Raw genomic sequence first — 15569 nt, forward strand, 5'->3', positions numbered from 1 at the left:
GCATGGAAGGATGAATGACCTCTTCGCCGGTGCGGCTGGAAGAGGCGCTTGACCGATCGATTTTGCTGACATAGCCTCATCGCATTCACCAGGGGTGTCCCGTCAAGGGGCTGAGATTCTGCTATCGCGCGCAGTGACCCGTTGAACCTGATCCAGTTCATACTGGCGTAGGGACGGTGCAAAACGCTGCAGTCATTGCGAATCCATAACCCGGATTCCGTTGCGGACGTTCTTCCATCTTTCCGGCTCTAGGACTGGGTCTCCAACCTTAAACTTGGAGCCTCACGATGAATATTGCCGCCAAACCGCAAAGCCCGACCGTCACTTCGGGTCCCTTTCCGGCCTCCACCAAAATCCATATTGCGGGACAAAAATATCCCGATCTGCGCGTGCCGATGCGGGAGATCGCACTGCATCCGACCGCCGGCGAACCACCCGTCACCGTTTACGACAGTTCCGGTCCCTACACCGATCCGCACTATGTCGTCGCGATCGACAGCGGCCTGCCACGCCTGCGGGAAAACTGGATTTCCGGTCGCGGCGATGTCACGCGATACCAAGGCCGCCACGTGAGGCCGGAGGATAACGGTTTTGCCACCGGCGAAAGACTGACGCCGGAGTTTCCGCTGCGCAACATGCCGTTCAAGGCGAATGATGGTCGGGCCGTCACCCAGCTCGCCTATGCCCGCGCCGGCATCATCACGCCGGAAATGGAATTCATCGCCATCCGCGAAAACATCGGCCGGCAGGCGGCGAAGGAAGCGCTGGTGAGGGATGGCGAAAGTTTTGGCGCGCATATTCCGGATTACATCACGCCGGAATTTGTGCGCCGCGAAGTGGCGGAAGGGCGCGCCGTCATTCCGGCCAACATCAATCATCCAGAGAGCGAACCGATGATCATCGGCCGCAATTTTCTGGTCAAGATCAACGCCAATATCGGCAATTCGGCGGTCACTTCCTCCATGGCGGAAGAGGTGGAAAAAATGGTCTGGGCGATCCGCTGGGGTGCCGATACGGTCATGGATCTGTCGACCGGGCGCAACATCCACAATATCCGCGAATGGATTATTCGAAATTCTCCTGTGCCGATCGGTACCGTGCCGCTTTATCAGGCGCTGGAAAAGGTGAACGGCATTGCCGAGGATCTTTCATGGGAGGTCTATCGCGATACGCTGATCGAGCAGGCCGAACAGGGCGTCGATTATTTCACCATCCATGCCGGCGTGCGGCTTTCCTATATCCATCTCACCGTCAACCGCGTCACCGGTATCGTTTCACGCGGCGGTTCGATCATGGCCAAGTGGTGTCTGCATCACCACCGCGAGAGCTTTCTCTATGAACATTTCGACGAGATCTGCGACATCGCGCGTGCTTATGACGTGACCTTTTCGCTGGGCGATGGCCTGCGTCCCGGCTCGATCGCTGATGCCAATGACGCAGCCCAGTTCGCCGAACTGGAGACGCTGGGAGAACTGACGAAAATCGCCTGGGACAAGGATTGCCAGGTGATGATCGAAGGGCCGGGTCATGTGCCGATGCACAAGATCAAGGAAAACATGGACAAGCAGCTGAAGACCTGCGGCGAGGCGCCGTTTTATACGCTTGGTCCGCTGACCACCGATATCGCCCCCGGTTACGACCACATCACCTCGGCCATCGGAGCAGCGATGATCGGCTGGTTCGGCACGGCCATGCTGTGTTACGTCACGCCGAAGGAACATCTCGGCCTGCCCGACCGAGACGATGTGAAAACCGGTGTCATCACCTACAAGATCGCCGCCCATGCCGCCGATCTGGCAAAGGGTCATCCGGGTGCGCAGATGCGTGATGATGCCCTGTCGAGGGCGCGCTTCGAATTCCGCTGGGAAGACCAGTTCAACCTCTCGCTCGACCCGGACACGGCACGCAGTTTCCACGACGAAACCCTGCCCAAGGATGCGCATAAGGTGGCGCATTTCTGCTCCATGTGCGGCCCAAAATTCTGCTCGATGCGGATTTCCCACGATATCCGTGCCGAGGCCCAGAAGGAGGGGCTGGAGGCCATGGCCGCAAAATATCGCGATGGCGGCGATCTTTATATGCCGCTGGCTGATGTGCGGGGAGAAGTCTGATGTCGCTCTTTCTTGTCAAAGGGGCCGGCGTCGCTGGCCTTGCCGTCGCCTATGAACTGCTCCGACGTGGTGAAGATGTCGATATCGTCGATTTTCAGGATACGGTGGGGCAAGGCGCGTCTCATTTTGCTGGCGGCATGCTGGCGCCCTATTGCGAAAGGGAAGCGGCGGAAGAGATCGTGCTGACGCTCGGGCTCGATGCCGCCGAGTGGTGGGATCAGGCGGTGCCGGGTGCCGTCATCCGCAATGGCACACTGGTGGTGGCGCAGCCACGCGATCTGACTGATCTGACGCGGTTTGCATCACGCACGACCGGGCATGTCTGGCTTGGCAGGCAGGAGATCGCCGATCTCGAGTCGTCGCTGGCCGGCCGTTTCGAAAAGGCGCTGTTTTTCGACAAGGAGGCGCACCTCGACCCGCGCCGGGCGTTGACGGGGCTTGCCAAGGCAATCCGCAATCTGGGTGGCCTGTTCCATCTCGGCTGGGGGCCACCGCCGAAAAAGAACTATACCGCCGTTCTCGATTGCACCGGCCCGGCTGCGATCCCGCACATTCCCGGTCTTCGCGGTGTGCGCGGCGAAATGCTTTATCTCGAAACCAGCGAGGTGGCGCTGTCGCGCCCGGTGCGCATGCTGCATCCGCGCCACCCGATCTATGTCGTGCCGCGCGATGACCATCGCTTCATGGTCGGCGCAACGATGATCGAAACGGATGACGACGGGCCGATTTCGGCGCGTTCGCTGATGGAATTGCTGAACGCCGCCTATGCGCTGCATCCGGCCTTTGGCGAGGCGCGGGTGGTGGAAACCGGCGTCGGCATCCGCCCGGCCTTCGACGACAATGTGCCACGTGTCGTGGAAACGGAAAGCGGTCTGGCGATCGCCGGCATGCACCGACACGGTTTTTTGCTGGCGCCCGCCATGGCGAAAAAGGCCGCCACCCGGCTTTCCAACGGATTTGGCCTTCAGGAGGAGATGATTGCATGAATCTTATCGTCAACGGAGAAGCGCAGGTTCTGGACACGGCCACGCTGGCGGACCTGCTTGAAACGCTGGAATACGAGGGTGAGTGGCTGGCCACCGCCGTCAATGGCGATCTTGTGCATCGCGAGGATCGCGCCGATACGCGTCTCGCAGATGGTGACCGGATCGAAATTCTTTCCCCCATGCAGGGAGGCTGAACCATGCTGAAACTCTACGATACAGAACTGTCCTCGCGTCTTCTGCTCGGCACGGCACGTTACCCTTCCCCGGCGGTGCTGGCGGAAGCGGTGAAACGCTCCGGCGCCGGCATCGTCACCGTATCGCTTCGCCGCGAAACCTCCGGCGGCAAAACGGGCGGTGCTTTCTTCGAACTGATCCGAAATCTCGGTGTGCGCATCCTGCCCAACACCGCGGGGTGCCACAGTGCATCGGAAGCGGTGCTGACGGCCAAAATGGCCCGAGAAGTGTTTGGCACCAACTGGATCAAGCTCGAGGTCATCGGCCATCACGACAGCCTTCAGCCGGATGTTTTTGAACTGGTGGAAGCGGCGCGTATCCTGACGGATGAGGGCTTTGACGTATTCCCCTACACCACGGATGATCTGATCGTCGGCGAAAAGCTGCTGGCCGCAGGCTGCCGGGTGCTGATGCCCTGGTGTGCGCCGATCGGTTCGGCTGCGGGGCCGCGCAATTCTTTGGCGCTGGTGGCGATGCGCGCAGCCTTTCCGGACATTCCGCTGATCGTCGATGCCGGTCTTGGTCGGCCGTCGCATGCGGCCACGGTGATGGAACTGGGATATGACGCCGTACTGCTCAACACCGCCGTCGCCAATGCCGGTGATCCACCGGCCATGGCGGAAGCCTTTGCCAAGGCGGCAGAGGCGGGCAGGCTGGCCTATCTGGCGGGCATGCTGGAACCGCGCGACATGGCGGTGCCCTCGACGCCGGTTATCGGCAAGGCGGTGTTTTCATGAGGCTCGATCCCTTCTACCTCATCGTCGATAGCGCGGACTGGATCGAGCGGCTGGTGCCGCTTGGCGTCAAGCTGGTTCAGTTGCGCATCAAGGACAAGACGGATGCTGAAATCCGGCAGGAAATCAGACGGTCGAGAGCGGTCTGCCTTGCCTATGGTTGCCAGCTGGTCGTCAACGATTACTGGCGACTGGCGATCGACGAGGGGTGTGATTTCATCCATCTCGGGCAGGAAGATCTGGCTGATGCCGATCTTGGAGCGATCCGTCGGGCAGAGCTGAAGCTCGGCGTTTCGACGCATGACGTGGCCGAACTCGACACCGCGCTCGCCGTGCAGCCGGATTACGTGGCGCTCGGCCCCGTCTGGCCGACAATCCTGAAAAAGATGAAGTGGCAGCCGCAGGGTGTCGAGCGCGTCGAGGACTGGAAACGGCGCATTGGCGATCTGCCACTGGTCGCCATTGGCGGTATCACTGCCGAGCGGGCGCCGCTCGTGTTGGATGAAGGGGCGGCAAGTGCTGCCGTGGTGACCGATATCACACTCAACGCGGACCCCGAGAGCCGCACACGGCAGTGGCTGGCGGCAACGGCACCGTGGCGCCACCGCCAGACGGTGACGGCATGACGGCGATAGCACTCACCATTGCCGGTTCCGATAGTGGCGGCGGCGCCGGTATTCAGGCGGATCTGAAGACGTTTTCGGCGCTTAGTGTTTATGGCGCCAGCGTGCTGACGGCGATCACTGCGCAGAACACGCTGGGGGTCTCCGCTGTCGAGGATGTGTCCGCGCCGATGATCGAGGCGCAGATGCAGGCGGTTCTCTCCGATCTTGCGGTCGGCGCGATCAAGATCGGCATGCTGTCGCGGGAGGATACGATCCGCGCGGTCGCAGAGGGCCTGGATCGGTTTGACGGGCCGGTCGTGCTCGATCCGGTCATGGTCGCAACTTCGGGGGATCGGCTGCTGCGGGATGATGCGGTGACTGCGCTGAAATCGCTGCTGATGCAGAGGGTAAATCTCATCACGCCCAACCTCTTCGAGGCAGCGATCCTGACCGGCTTGCCGATGGCGGAAACGCGTGAGGATGTCGTGCGGCAGGCGGAGCGGTTGCGCAAGGACGGCGCGCGGGCCGTGCTGATCAAGGGCGGTCATGGTGGCGATAGCGAGTGCGTGGACGTGCTTTTGACCGATCAGGATGCGCTGCACGAATTCCGGTATCCCCGCCTGGAAACCGGCAATGATCACGGCACCGGCTGCACGCTTTCGGCTGCGATTGCCGCGCAGCTGGCGCACGGTCATGACCTGCTGGCCTCCGTCACAGTCGCAAAGGGTTACCTGCATTCTGCATTGGCGGCGGGTCGGTTTCTGGAGATCGGTAAAGGGCATGGTCCTGTGCATCATTTCTTCGCACAATGGCCGGTTGAGCAGCCACCGTCAGCCTCTCCTTCCCGGACGCTCAATCACGGGAGTATCGACGCAAAAGGGCAGGCGGGAACAAAACCCGGTTAGGCGCGGTTTCGTCGGTCTCCACCGAGGTGTCCGATATGCGCATTTCAAGCCTAACCGCCATCGCCCTGATCCTCTGCCTGCCCGGTATTTCGCAGGCTGCGGAAGCCGATTATCTCAAATCGATTACCGGCAACTGGAGCGGCAAGGGGACGGTGCTGACCAAGATCGGCGGCAGCAAGGTCAATGTGTCCTGCAGCCTGCAGGTCGGCTCGACGTCGACATCGCTTTCCATGAAAGGCCGTTGCCGTGGCCTGCTGGTCTCGCGCGGCTTTTCCGCGGATGTCAAAACGTCGGGCAGTCGTTATGCCGGCACCTATGTCGGTCCGGCGGGACAGCCTTCCAGCCTGAGCGGCAGCCGGCGCGGCGACACGGTCAATCTTGCCGTCACCTGGGCGCGGGTGGTGAATGGTGATCGCAGTGCCAGCATGACCATTGAAAAACTGGGTGCCAATGGTTTGCGCCTGCGCACCATAGACAAGGATGTGGCGACGGGTCGCTCCGTCGCCACAAGCAGTATCGAATTTACGCGGCGCTGAATGCTCACAGCGCCGGGCGCGACAGGCCGAGGTGATCGCGCAGGGTCGAACCTGCATATTCGGTTCGGAACAGGCCGCGTTCCTGCAGGATCGGCACGACGAGCTGGGTAAAGTCTTCCAGACCTTCCGGGAAGAAGGGCGGCATGACGTTGAAACCGTCGGCGGCGCGGCCTTCGAACCATTCCTGCATACGGTCGGCGATCTCCACCGGCGTGCCGAGCACGATATGGTGGCCGCGACCGGCGGCAACACGCAGCGCCAGCTGGCGGATCGTCAGGTTCTCGCGGCGGGCGGCTGCCGTCAGCAGTTCGGCGCGGCTGCGCAGCTGGTCTGATATCGGCAGGTCCGGCAGCGGGCCGTCCGGATCGTAATCGGCAAGGCTGTGGCCCATGCGTTCTTCCAGAAGCGGCATCGCACTCTTCAGGTCGGTCCACTTGTCGAGTTCGGCCAGCTTTTCTGCGGCTTCCTTTTGCGTACGGCCGATCACCGGCAGGAAACCGGGCATGACGGCGACGCTATCTGCGTGACGGCCGAACTTTTCGACACGCGCCTTCAGGCTCTTGTAAAAAGCCTGTGCCTCGGGAAGGCTCTGCTGGGCGGTGAACACCACATCGGCCGTGCGGGCGGCGAGATCCTGGCCCGGGCCGGAGGAACCGGCCTGGATGAGGATCGGATGGCCCTGCGGCGACCGCGGAATGTTGAGCGGGCCTTTTACGGAATAATATTTGCCGTTGTGGTCGAGCACATGAACTTTTGAGGGATCGGCATAGATGCCGGTGTCCTTGTTTTTGATGAAGGCGTCATCGTCCCAGCTGTCCCACAGGCCACGCACCACGTCGACGAATTCCTCGGCGACCGCGTAACGCTCGTCATGTTCGGGATGCGATTTCGAAAAGTTGTTGGCCGTGCGGGCATAGGATGTGGTGACGATGTTCCAGGCAGCGCGGCCGTGGCTCAGATGGTCGATCGAGGAGAAGGCGCGTGCCGTGTGATAGGGTTCGCCATAGGTGGTGGAGGCGGTGGCGGCGAGACCGATTTTTTCGGTCACCATGGCCAGAGCCGACAGAAGCGTCAGCGGCTCGAAACGGGCGATCATTGACGGATGCGCATCAACACCGCTGGTCAGGCCGTCGGCGAGAAACACCATGTCGAATTTCGCCTGTTCGGCAATCTGCGAGACACGGCGCAGAAGGTCGAAATTTTCGCTGCCAGCTTCGGCGTTGGGGTGACGCCAGCCGGAAACGTGGTGGCCGGCACCCTGCAGGAACAGGCCGAGATGGATTTGTCTCTTGGCGGTCATGGCAAATTCTTTCGTCAAACGGGGTTCTGGTTCAGCAGGGAGAGAAGCCGGGAAAGATCAGCCTCGGTCTTCATGCTGCGGACAAGGTCGGGGATGTCGGCGAAGGCCGGGTTGGCGGCGGTCGCGTCAATGAATTTGTCGGTCGGATCGGTCACACCCGGCAGGCCGTCGAAACGGCGGTTGATTTTGCTGCCGTCCTTGAGCGTGATGTCGAGCACGACGAAGCGGGTGGTCGGATCGCTCGACATGCGCGGCGCGGTCTCGTCGTGGCGGCGGCCGGCCCGGGCGGCGAGCGTCATGATCCGCTCTTCGACCGGGCGTTCGTCAAAATGGTCGAGCCGCAGCGCACCATCGATCAGGGCGGCGGAAAACACGTATTCTGGGCTGAACCGGGCTTCGATACCGTTGGTGGGCTTGGTCACCACCAGCGCGGCATCGGCACCGGGCGGATAGGTAAAGGTGATCGTTTCGATCTGGTCGGCCGTCAGACCTTCGCGGTTGAGTTCGATGCCGAGAGAGGCGACGGGGTGGCTGGCCGTGCAGCAGGGATAGGCTTTGAGCGTCAGGCCGGGCGATACGATCTGCCACGGTGCGCCCCAGTTTGCGCTCACCAGTTCCGGCTTGCCGGCGTCGAAAGCGTAAGCCGAATGAAAACCGACCGGATTGTCGAGAAAATCCGGTGCGCCGCCAAAACCGGCAGCCGCCAGTCGTGCGGCCAGAAGGCCGGAACGGGCGGCCATGCCGGCGTGATAGGGTTTTGTGTCGTAGCCGAATTGCAGCCTGAGACCCGATGCCTGCGTGGCGGCGATGCCAAGCGCGATTGCGGTTTCTTCCACGGATGCGCCAGTCAGGTGGCAGATTGCGGCGGCCACACCGATCGGGCCGAGTGTCGCGGTGGCATGAAAACCGTTTTCGTAATGTTTGGTGCCGAGCGAAAGGCCGATCCGCGCCATCGCCTCAAGGCCCACCACATAGGAGGCGACAAACGTTTCGGCACTAAATTCGCGTTCAGCAGCAAGGGCCAGCAGTGCCGGAATGATCACCGTCGTCGGGTGGCCGCGGACGCTGGCATGGACATCGTCATAATCCAGCACATGGCCAGCATATCCGTTGACCACGGCCGCGACCAGCGCATCGGTCTTCCTGTCGCTGCCGACAAGGATTGCGTTGCCCGGCAGATCGGCGCCGACTGCTTTGGCGAGCACCCCGGTCGTGCGGTCGCTCGCACCGGCAATCGTGCAGGCGAGAAAATCGATGATCGCCGTGCGTGCCGCATCCATGGCCGCAACATCGCGGGTCGGATCGGAATTGACGATGGCGCCGGCAAAGGCGGTGGTAAGAGGTGCATTGGCCATGGTCAGATACCCTCGCCGTCGCGCACCGCACCGCGGCCGCCACCCGAAAGACCGCCGACGAACTGGCGGATGCGCGGATTGTCGGTCGAGTGAAAGATCTGCTGCGGCGGGCCGTAATCGACGATCTTGCCGTTTTCGGTGAAGACGACGGTGTCGCTGATCTCTTCGGCAAAGCGCATTTCGTGGGTCACGAGAATGCTGGTCATGCCGTCGCGGATCAGGTCGCGGATAACCCATAGAACCTCACCGACGGTTTCCGGATCGAGCGCCGAGGTCACCTCGTCGAACAGGACGAGTTCCGGCTTCATGGCGAGCGCACGGGCAATCGCCACGCGCTGCTGCTGGCCGCCGGAGAGCTGGCCGGGATAGGCATCGGCCTTTTCGGAGAGGCGTACTTTTTCGAGCAGCTCACGCGCCAGTTTGACAGTCGCCGTCTTGTCGGCGCCGAGAATTTTCGTCGGTGCCAGCACGATATTGTCGAGCACGGTCAGGTGCGGAAAGAGATTGTATTGCTGAAAGACGATACCGACGCGTTTGCGCAACTCAATGCGCTCGCTCTCTTTCGTCAACTGATCGACACGGGTGCCGGCTACGGTAATCTTGCCGATTTGCGGCGTCACCAGCGCGTTGATGCAGCGCAGAAGCGTGGATTTGCCTGAACCGGACGGGCCGATGATCGAAACGGCATCGCCCTTGTTGATGGTCAGATCGATGCCTTTCAGTACTTCGGTCTGGCCGAAGGAGAGGTGCACGTCTTCCAGTTTCACGATTGCGGCGTCGGTTGATGTATTCATGATCAAAAATCCTTCAGCCCGCGTTGAAGCGCTGTTCGAGGCGACGGGTCAGGCGGGCAATCGGGTAACAAAGCGTGAAAAAGGCGGCCATCACCACGACATAGGCGATGATGGTGAAATCGAGCCGGCGCACGGCGGTGCTGGCGTCTGTTGCCGCATGTATCAGTTCATGCACGCCGACCAGCGAGGCAAGCGAGGTGCCCATGGCCATGGACGAGGCGACGTTCATCCATGGCGGCAGCGAGCGGCGCACGCATTGCGGCAGGATGACGTAACGCAGCGCCTGCAGGCGCGAAAAACCGAGGCCCTTGGTGGCTTCCCATTGCGTGGTCGGGATCGACAGAACCGCGCCGCGGGTGATCTCGGCGATATAGGCGCTGGACAGAATGGCAAGGCCGATCACCGCCTTCACCCAGTCCGGGAAAGGCAGGTAATTGCCGAACAGCACGATCTCGAACGGGAAGATGTAGGTGGTCGCAAAGATCAGCACGAGGGCCGGCGCATTGCGGAAAATCTGCACATAGATCTGTGCGGGCAGGCGAACGAACCAGTAGGGCGCCAGCTGCATCAGGCCCAGAAGCACACCGACCGTGGTGCCGAGCGTGACCGCGCAGATGGTGATGAGGATGTTCATCGAAAAGCCGGAGGCGAGGTAGGGGATCCACTCCACCAGTTCCTTGCCAAGCGAAAGGTCGACCAGCGACCAGACGATGACGATCAGCGGCATGGCCACGAAGCCGACATAGCGCAGCACGCGGCTGCTCTTGGCCTTTGTCTTCGGTGTTTGTGTCACTGCCATGCTCATAGCCCGTATCCCGGAATGGCGAGCCTGCGCTCCACCCATTGGCCGATGCGGGCCACGACGAAATTGATCAGGCTGAAGAAGGCGAGAAGCACGATCATCAGTTCCACGACATTGTCACGCTGGGTCCACACCATGATCGAGGCATAGGTGATTTCGCTGACCGCGATGGCATTGCCGACGGTGGTGGATTTGACCAAGCTGATAAGGCCATTGACGATGGCGGGCAGCGACGAACGGAAGGCGAGCGGGATCTGCACGTAACGCAGGATCTCGAACTGGCTGAAGCCCATGCCGCGCGCCGCCTCGATCATCGAGGAAGGAACGGCTTCGATGCCGCCGCGGATCGCTTCCGCATGCAGGGCTGCCACATGCAGGCCGACGACGGCGACGACCCAGAAGAACGGTGAAAGCGGATTGTTCTGCGCGCCACCCACCATGTTGGAGACGACGGTGTTCAGCACCAGAAAGCTGAACATCAACTGCACGAGCGTTGGCGTGTTACGGGTGAGTTCCACGAACCCGCGCACGGGCGCGGAAAGCCAAAGCCTGCCCGAGGTCAGGCAGGCGGCAAAGATCAGGCCGACAATCAGGCTGACGGGAATGGTGACGGCGACCAGATAGAGCGTGGTGATAAAACCGTCACGCCAGATCTGTGCCTCGTAACCCGTTGCCAGAAATTCGTAATTGAGACCCAGCCTGCCCATCAGATCGATGAACAGGCCGGTCAGATTCATGTCCTGCATATGGCTTTACCGCTGCCTTCCGCTTACTTGGCGGAAAGCTTCTTGTTTTCTTCCTCAAGATACTTGGTGTTGAGCAGGCGGTTTTCCTTGGCCAGTTCAAGCAGCTTGCCGGAAGCGTGCAGCTTCTTCACGGATTCGTCGAGCGCCTTCTGGGTGTCGGCTTCGCCCTTGCGCAGCCAGATGACGCTGTCGGACGGGATCAGTTCGGTCGGGAAGGGAATGGCGTAATCCTTCCACTCGTCGGCGCGGTCGACCAGAAGCAGGCCGACGGTGGCGCCGACATGAACGGCTGCAACGCAATTACCGCCCTGCAGGGCCAGCAGTGATTCCGGCTGGCTCGGCAGGCCCTTGACGATGGCGCCGTATTCTTCAGCGAGCGGCTGTGCGTAGTTGGAGCCCTGCGAGATGCAGACCGGCTTGCCCTTGAGGTCGGCCCAGTCCTTCAGGCCGCTATCCTTGCGCACCACGGCAGCACCGCCGGCGCGGTCGTAAGGGGTCGGCACATAGTCCAGAACCTTGGCGCGCTCTTCGGTATACTGCATGTTGGCGATCAGGATATCGACCTTGCCCTGCTGCAGGAACTGCACGCGGTTCGGCGGGGTGACCGTCACGCTTTCCAGTTCGACGCCGAGATCGGCGGCCAGCGCCTTGGCAATATCGACGTTATAGCCCTTCTGTTCCTGCGTTTTCGGATCGATGAAACCGAACGGCGCGCCGGACAGGATCAGGCCAACGGTGAGTTTGCCGCGGCCCTTGATACGGTCCAGCGTGGCATCGGCAGAGGCCTGCGTGGCGGCCAGCGTGGCGACCGAAAGGGCAAGTCCGAAAACGGTTTTGGTGATGGTCTTGGCAAACATCAAAAGGCTCCTTGTGTGGCCGTGACACTATGGGAGCGATGGGGGACTCACGAGCAAACGCATGCTTTCTTTCAGCCCTGTTTGAGAGCGGTGTTTTGTCAATTTGGGCGGAATTGGAAAAAATCAATTCCCTATCGATGTTTTGGTGTGATGACGTCGGGTGCTTGCAACCCTCGATATCGCGCAAAAAAACGCCCGGCTTTTGAGGGCCGGGCGCTGTCGTCGGTAGGGATGGATGGTGTCAGTGCATCAGGAGGCGCGGCAGCCACATGGAGAACATCGGCACATAGGTGACCAATGCCATGGCGAGGAACAGCGCGCTGTAGAAGGGCAGGATCGATTTCATTACCTCGCCCACCGAGATTTCGCCGATGGCGCAGCCGATGAACTGTGTGGTGCCGACCGGCGGGGTGTTGAGGCCGAGCGCGCAGTTCAAAAGCATGACAATACCGAACTGGACCGGGTCCATGCCGTATTGCATCGCGATCGGCAGAAAGATCGGCGTGCAGATCAGGATCGTGCTCGCCATGTCCATGAAGGTGCCGAGCAGGAAGAGGATGATGTTGATCATCAGGAAGATGACGATCGGGTTGGTGGAAATATGCGCCAGCAGCTCGCCGGTCATGTCGGCAACGCCGTAAAGACCCATGAGATACTGGAACATGGTCGATACGCCGATCAGCAAAAGCACGATGCCGGTTGTCTTCACCGTCTTGGCGGCCGCTTCCAGAAATGCCTTCCAGGTCATGGTGCGATAGATGAAGAAGGTCAGAAGCAGCGTGTAGATGACGGCGATCGACGCGGATTCCGTCGCGGTGAAAATGCCCGAAATGATGCCGGCGAGAATGATGACGACGATCAGCATGCCGGGGGCCGCCGCCGCCAGCGAACGGGCAACGATATGCCAGCCCGGGAAGGTGCCGGCCGGATATCCGCGCTTGCGGGCAACGTAATAGGCGGCCCCGAGATTGCAGACCATCAGCAACAGAGCCGGCATGATGCCCGCGGCGATCAGCGCGCCGATCGAAGCCTTGCCGCTGGCGGCGAGCGCATAGATGATCATGTTGTGGCTGGTCGGCATCAGAGCGCCGACAAGCGCTGCATGCGTGGTGACATTGACCGCGTAATCGGCGTCATACCCTTCCTTCTTCATCATCGGTATCATCACGGCACCCATGGCCGAAACGTCGGCGACGGGAGAGCCGGCGACACCGCCGAACAGGGTGCAGGCGACGACATTGGACATGCCGAGACCGCCGCGCACATGGCCGACCATGGCCTTGGCCGCATTGACGATCTTGTCCGCGACGCCGCCATGCAGCATCAGTTCACCGGAAAAGATGAAGAAGGGGATGGCGAGGAACGAAAACACGTTCATGCCCGCCATCATCTGCTGGAAGCCGACCGCGATCGGCAGTCCTTCGTAAAGGATGGTGCAAAGGGCAGACAGGCCGATCGCGAAGGCAACGGGTATGCCCATCACGAGAAAGGCGACAAAGGTGATGCAGAGAATGGTTAGTGCCATGACGGTACGACCTCCGCCTTACGGAAAATTGCCAGAATATGTTCGATTGAAAACATGACGATCAGCACGCCGGAGACTGAAAGCGGAATGTAACGCACAGCTTCGGTGACATGCAGATTGGGCATGAGATAGGGCGCAACCGACCAGCCGAGCCGCCAGCCATTATAGGCCATGGCCGCGCCGAACAGGCAGACCGCGCCGTAAATGAGCAGTTCCATGAAGCGCTGCCAGCGGTAGGGCAGGAGCACGGTGAGCGATTCCAGCGCGATATGGCCGGCGTCCCGCACACCAACGGCGGCGCCGATCATGGTGACGTAGAGAATAAGGACGATGGCGAGGTTCTCCGTCCATGCCGGGCTATCGTTCAGCACGTAACGGCCGAACACCTGATAAAAAACCACGGCAACAAGAACGAGAAGGCCAGCGATGGCGAGTATCATGCCGGTTTTGGCAAGCGGCGCGTTGACGCGCGTCAGCCATCCGGCCATGGGCGGCAGATGTACCGCGCCCGGTTCGATTTGAGCGTTCATGACATTCCTCGGAAAAGGAAGCAGCGCCCGCCAGAGCGGGACTGCTTCCGCTAGGCGCTACTTGGTTTCCTGGATCCGCTTGACGAGATCCTGCAGCTCCGGCGTCTTGGCGAACTGGTCGTAGACAGGTTTCATCGCATCGACGAATTCCTGCTTGTCGGCCACTTCTGTGATGATGCTGCCGGCCTTTTCGACGATTTCCTTCGACTTGGCTTCACGCTCATCCCAAAGGCGGCGCTGCTCGACGACCGAATCCTTGGCGGCCTTGCGAATGATGGCCTGGTCTTCCGGTGTCAGCGTGTCCCAGATCGGCTTGGAGAACAGCAGCAGTTCCGGCACCATCGCATGTTCGGTGCGGGTGAAATATTTCGCTGCCTCGAAATGGTGCGAGGATTCGTAGGACGGATAATTGTTTTCCGCCGCATCGATGATGCCGGTCTTCAGGCCGGTATAGACCTCGCCCATCGGCATCGGCGTCGCATTGGCCTCCAGAGCCTGCACCATGGCCACGAACATGTCGGATTGCTGAACGCGGATCTTCATGTTCTTGAGATCGGCCAGCGTCTTGACCGGCTTCTTCGTGTACATAGACCGCGAGCCGCTGTCGTAGAAGGCAAGGCCGACCATGCCCTGTTTTTCCAGTGCCTTCAGCACTTCGTCGCCGATCGGGCCGTCCAGAACGGCGCGTTCATGCTCCGTGGAACGGAAGATGAAGGGCAGCGAGATGACGATGGTTTCCGGCACCATGTTGTTGACCACGGCGGCGCTGATGCGCAGCATGTCCAGCCCACCGATGCGCAGCTGTTCGATCGTGCCGCGTTCATCACCCAACGCGCCGTTCGGGAACACTTTCACGCCCATCTTGCCGTTGGTGCGTTCCGACAGAAGCTTGCCCATATACATGGCGCCCTGAACGGTCGGATAGTCCGTCGGGTGAATGTCGGCAGAGCGGAAATCGCGCGCCATGGCCGTCGAGCTCATGAGAATGCCGGCGGCACCTGCCGCCAGAAACAGCGAGCGAATGGTCTTCAAACTGACTTTCATTGTATTTCCTCCATTACGATTTAAGTTCGACTTGAAAAATTCTTGAAATCTGTTGGCCGGCCTTCCCCATTGCCAGCGTGAATTCTCCCCCATGCAAAGGCGCGGGATGCGCCGGTCACAGCCGCGACATGTCAGCTCGCAGGCTGGTTGTGAAAAAGGATCGGCATGTCCCTGCAGGCAGGCGTCCGGCGGATTCGCGAGGCAAGGCGGCCGACGGGACACCGGTGACGTCCGCAAAAACCTCTTCAATCCTGACGGAACAATTCATGTGGATGCCGCTCCTCGTTCGACTTCCTCATGGCTAGGTCTGCGGTTTTTTATCGTCAATGTACAAGACGTCGCATCGGTATTGTCTAATATTGAAAAATATTTCTTCTGATTGATGTTGTATGATTCCCTGATCTATTAAAATCATCGGGATAATGTCGGTGTTTAAGGCATCAAAACGAATAGGTTTATAGGTGATAACATCTCATTGATTTCATTTTGGCGAAATTGTCGCAGT

At 60.5% G+C, this 15569-nt stretch carries 16 protein-coding genes and 1 riboswitch; of the genes, 7 read left to right on the forward strand and 9 right to left on the reverse strand.

Going from position 1 to position 15569, the window contains the following annotated elements:
• Positions 1–80 precede the first annotated feature (80 nt).
• Positions 81–192, forward strand: a riboswitch (TPP riboswitch).
• A gap of 95 nt (positions 193–287) precedes the next feature.
• Genes thiC through ACRQ1B_RS13830 form a run of 7 tightly spaced genes read left to right on the forward strand, consistent with a single transcriptional unit; the run spans position 288 to position 6111 of the window.
• On the forward strand, positions 288–2111 hold the full coding sequence (thiC, locus tag ACRQ1B_RS13800; protein WP_432294260.1) for a phosphomethylpyrimidine synthase ThiC: 1824 nt from the start codon (positions 288–290) through the stop codon (positions 2109–2111).
• Positions 2111–3097, forward strand: coding sequence for a glycine oxidase ThiO (gene thiO, locus ACRQ1B_RS13805; protein WP_432294262.1), 987 nt, complete (start codon positions 2111–2113; stop codon positions 3095–3097). Before thiC ends, thiO begins: the two co-directional genes overlap by 1 nt.
• Positions 3094–3291: a sulfur carrier protein ThiS gene (gene thiS / locus ACRQ1B_RS13810; protein ID WP_432294263.1), complete on the forward strand. Its 198-nt coding sequence runs from the start codon at positions 3094–3096 to the stop codon at positions 3289–3291. The genes thiO and thiS overlap by 4 nt, the downstream gene beginning before the upstream one ends.
• A gap of 3 nt (positions 3292–3294) precedes the next feature.
• A complete protein-coding gene (locus ACRQ1B_RS13815; RefSeq protein ID WP_432294265.1) occupies positions 3295–4068 on the forward strand; it encodes a thiazole synthase in 774 nt (257 codons plus the stop codon).
• A complete protein-coding gene (locus ACRQ1B_RS13820) occupies positions 4065–4691 on the forward strand; it encodes a thiamine phosphate synthase (protein WP_432294266.1) in 627 nt (208 codons plus the stop codon). The genes ACRQ1B_RS13815 and ACRQ1B_RS13820 overlap by 4 nt, the downstream gene beginning before the upstream one ends.
• Positions 4688–5575 carry a bifunctional hydroxymethylpyrimidine kinase/phosphomethylpyrimidine kinase gene (gene thiD, locus ACRQ1B_RS13825; RefSeq protein WP_432294267.1) on the forward strand — a complete coding sequence of 296 codons (888 nt, stop codon included), beginning with the start codon at positions 4688–4690 and terminating at the stop codon, positions 5573–5575. Before ACRQ1B_RS13820 ends, thiD begins: the two co-directional genes overlap by 4 nt.
• Before the next feature lie 35 nt (positions 5576–5610).
• Entirely contained in the window at positions 5611–6111 is a 501-nt protein-coding gene (locus ACRQ1B_RS13830) for a hypothetical protein (protein WP_432294268.1), read from the forward strand.
• A gap of 4 nt (positions 6112–6115) precedes the next feature.
• On the opposite strand, the gene ACRQ1B_RS13835 is transcribed toward ACRQ1B_RS13830, so the two are convergent.
• The 9 genes from ACRQ1B_RS13835 to ACRQ1B_RS13875 form a co-directional block, all read right to left on the reverse strand.
• On the reverse strand, positions 6116–7411 hold the full coding sequence (locus ACRQ1B_RS13835; protein WP_432294269.1) for an LLM class flavin-dependent oxidoreductase: 1296 nt from the start codon (positions 7409–7411) through the stop codon (positions 6116–6118).
• Positions 7412–7425: 14 nt separating this feature from the next.
• Positions 7426–8772 (reverse strand): MmgE/PrpD family protein, encoded by a 1347-nt coding sequence (locus ACRQ1B_RS13840; RefSeq protein ID WP_432294605.1) that lies wholly within the window; start codon positions 8770–8772, stop codon positions 7426–7428.
• Positions 8769–9560, reverse strand: a complete 792-nt coding sequence (locus ACRQ1B_RS13845) for an amino acid ABC transporter ATP-binding protein (RefSeq protein WP_432294270.1) — start codon at positions 9558–9560, stop codon at positions 8769–8771. The genes ACRQ1B_RS13840 and ACRQ1B_RS13845 overlap by 4 nt, the downstream gene beginning before the upstream one ends.
• Positions 9561–9573: 13 nt before the next feature.
• Positions 9574–10287, reverse strand: a complete 714-nt coding sequence (locus tag ACRQ1B_RS13850; RefSeq protein ID WP_432294606.1) for an amino acid ABC transporter permease — start codon at positions 10285–10287, stop codon at positions 9574–9576.
• Between the two features lie 74 nt (positions 10288–10361).
• Complete coding sequence (locus ACRQ1B_RS13855; protein WP_432294271.1) at positions 10362–11108, reverse strand: amino acid ABC transporter permease; 747 nt, start codon at positions 11106–11108, stop codon at positions 10362–10364.
• A 23-nt stretch (positions 11109–11131) separates the two neighbouring features.
• Positions 11132–11965, reverse strand: a complete 834-nt coding sequence (locus ACRQ1B_RS13860) for a transporter substrate-binding domain-containing protein (protein ID WP_432294272.1) — start codon at positions 11963–11965, stop codon at positions 11132–11134.
• Between the two features lie 241 nt (positions 11966–12206).
• Positions 12207–13490, reverse strand: a complete 1284-nt coding sequence (locus ACRQ1B_RS13865) for a TRAP transporter large permease (protein ID WP_432294273.1) — start codon at positions 13488–13490, stop codon at positions 12207–12209.
• On the reverse strand, positions 13481–14020 hold the full coding sequence (locus tag ACRQ1B_RS13870) for a TRAP transporter small permease (RefSeq protein ID WP_432294274.1): 540 nt from the start codon (positions 14018–14020) through the stop codon (positions 13481–13483). The genes ACRQ1B_RS13865 and ACRQ1B_RS13870 overlap by 10 nt, the downstream gene beginning before the upstream one ends.
• A 57-nt stretch (positions 14021–14077) precedes the next feature.
• Positions 14078–15052, reverse strand: a complete 975-nt coding sequence (locus ACRQ1B_RS13875; RefSeq protein WP_432294607.1) for a TRAP transporter substrate-binding protein — start codon at positions 15050–15052, stop codon at positions 14078–14080.
• Between the last annotated feature and the right edge of the window lie 517 nt (positions 15053–15569).

It is taken from the genome of Endobacterium panacihumi (assembly GCF_050847465.1).
Classification (GTDB): Bacteria; Pseudomonadota; Alphaproteobacteria; order Rhizobiales; family Rhizobiaceae; genus Neorhizobium; species Neorhizobium panacihumi.

Bases quoted from the DNA above. Each gene is read 5' to 3' on its own strand.
- ACRQ1B_RS13850 (WP_432294606.1), bottom strand. From the start codon at position 10,287: ATGCCGCTGATCGTCATCGTCTGGTCGCTGGTCGACCTTTCGCTTGGC.
- ACRQ1B_RS13830 (WP_432294268.1), top strand. From the start codon at position 5,611: ATGCGCATTTCAAGCCTAACCGCCATCGCCCTGATCCTCTGCCTGCCC.
- ACRQ1B_RS13870 (WP_432294274.1), bottom strand. From the start codon at position 14,020: ATGAACGCTCAAATCGAACCGGGCGCGGTACATCTGCCGCCCATGGCC.
- ACRQ1B_RS13815 (WP_432294265.1), top strand. From the start codon at position 3,295: ATGCTGAAACTCTACGATACAGAACTGTCCTCGCGTCTTCTGCTCGGC.
- ACRQ1B_RS13865 (WP_432294273.1), bottom strand. From the start codon at position 13,490: ATGGCACTAACCATTCTCTGCATCACCTTTGTCGCCTTTCTCGTGATG.
- ACRQ1B_RS13820 (WP_432294266.1), top strand. From the start codon at position 4,065: ATGAGGCTCGATCCCTTCTACCTCATCGTCGATAGCGCGGACTGGATC.
- thiS (WP_432294263.1), top strand. From the start codon at position 3,094: ATGAATCTTATCGTCAACGGAGAAGCGCAGGTTCTGGACACGGCCACG.
- ACRQ1B_RS13835 (WP_432294269.1), bottom strand. From the start codon at position 7,411: ATGACCGCCAAGAGACAAATCCATCTCGGCCTGTTCCTGCAGGGTGCC.
- thiC (WP_432294260.1), top strand. From the start codon at position 288: ATGAATATTGCCGCCAAACCGCAAAGCCCGACCGTCACTTCGGGTCCC.
- ACRQ1B_RS13845 (WP_432294270.1), bottom strand. From the start codon at position 9,560: ATGAATACATCAACCGACGCCGCAATCGTGAAACTGGAAGACGTGCAC.
- thiD (WP_432294267.1), top strand. From the start codon at position 4,688: ATGACGGCGATAGCACTCACCATTGCCGGTTCCGATAGTGGCGGCGGC.
- thiO (WP_432294262.1), top strand. From the start codon at position 2,111: ATGTCGCTCTTTCTTGTCAAAGGGGCCGGCGTCGCTGGCCTTGCCGTC.
- ACRQ1B_RS13860 (WP_432294272.1), bottom strand. From the start codon at position 11,965: ATGTTTGCCAAGACCATCACCAAAACCGTTTTCGGACTTGCCCTTTCG.
- ACRQ1B_RS13855 (WP_432294271.1), bottom strand. From the start codon at position 11,108: ATGCAGGACATGAATCTGACCGGCCTGTTCATCGATCTGATGGGCAGG.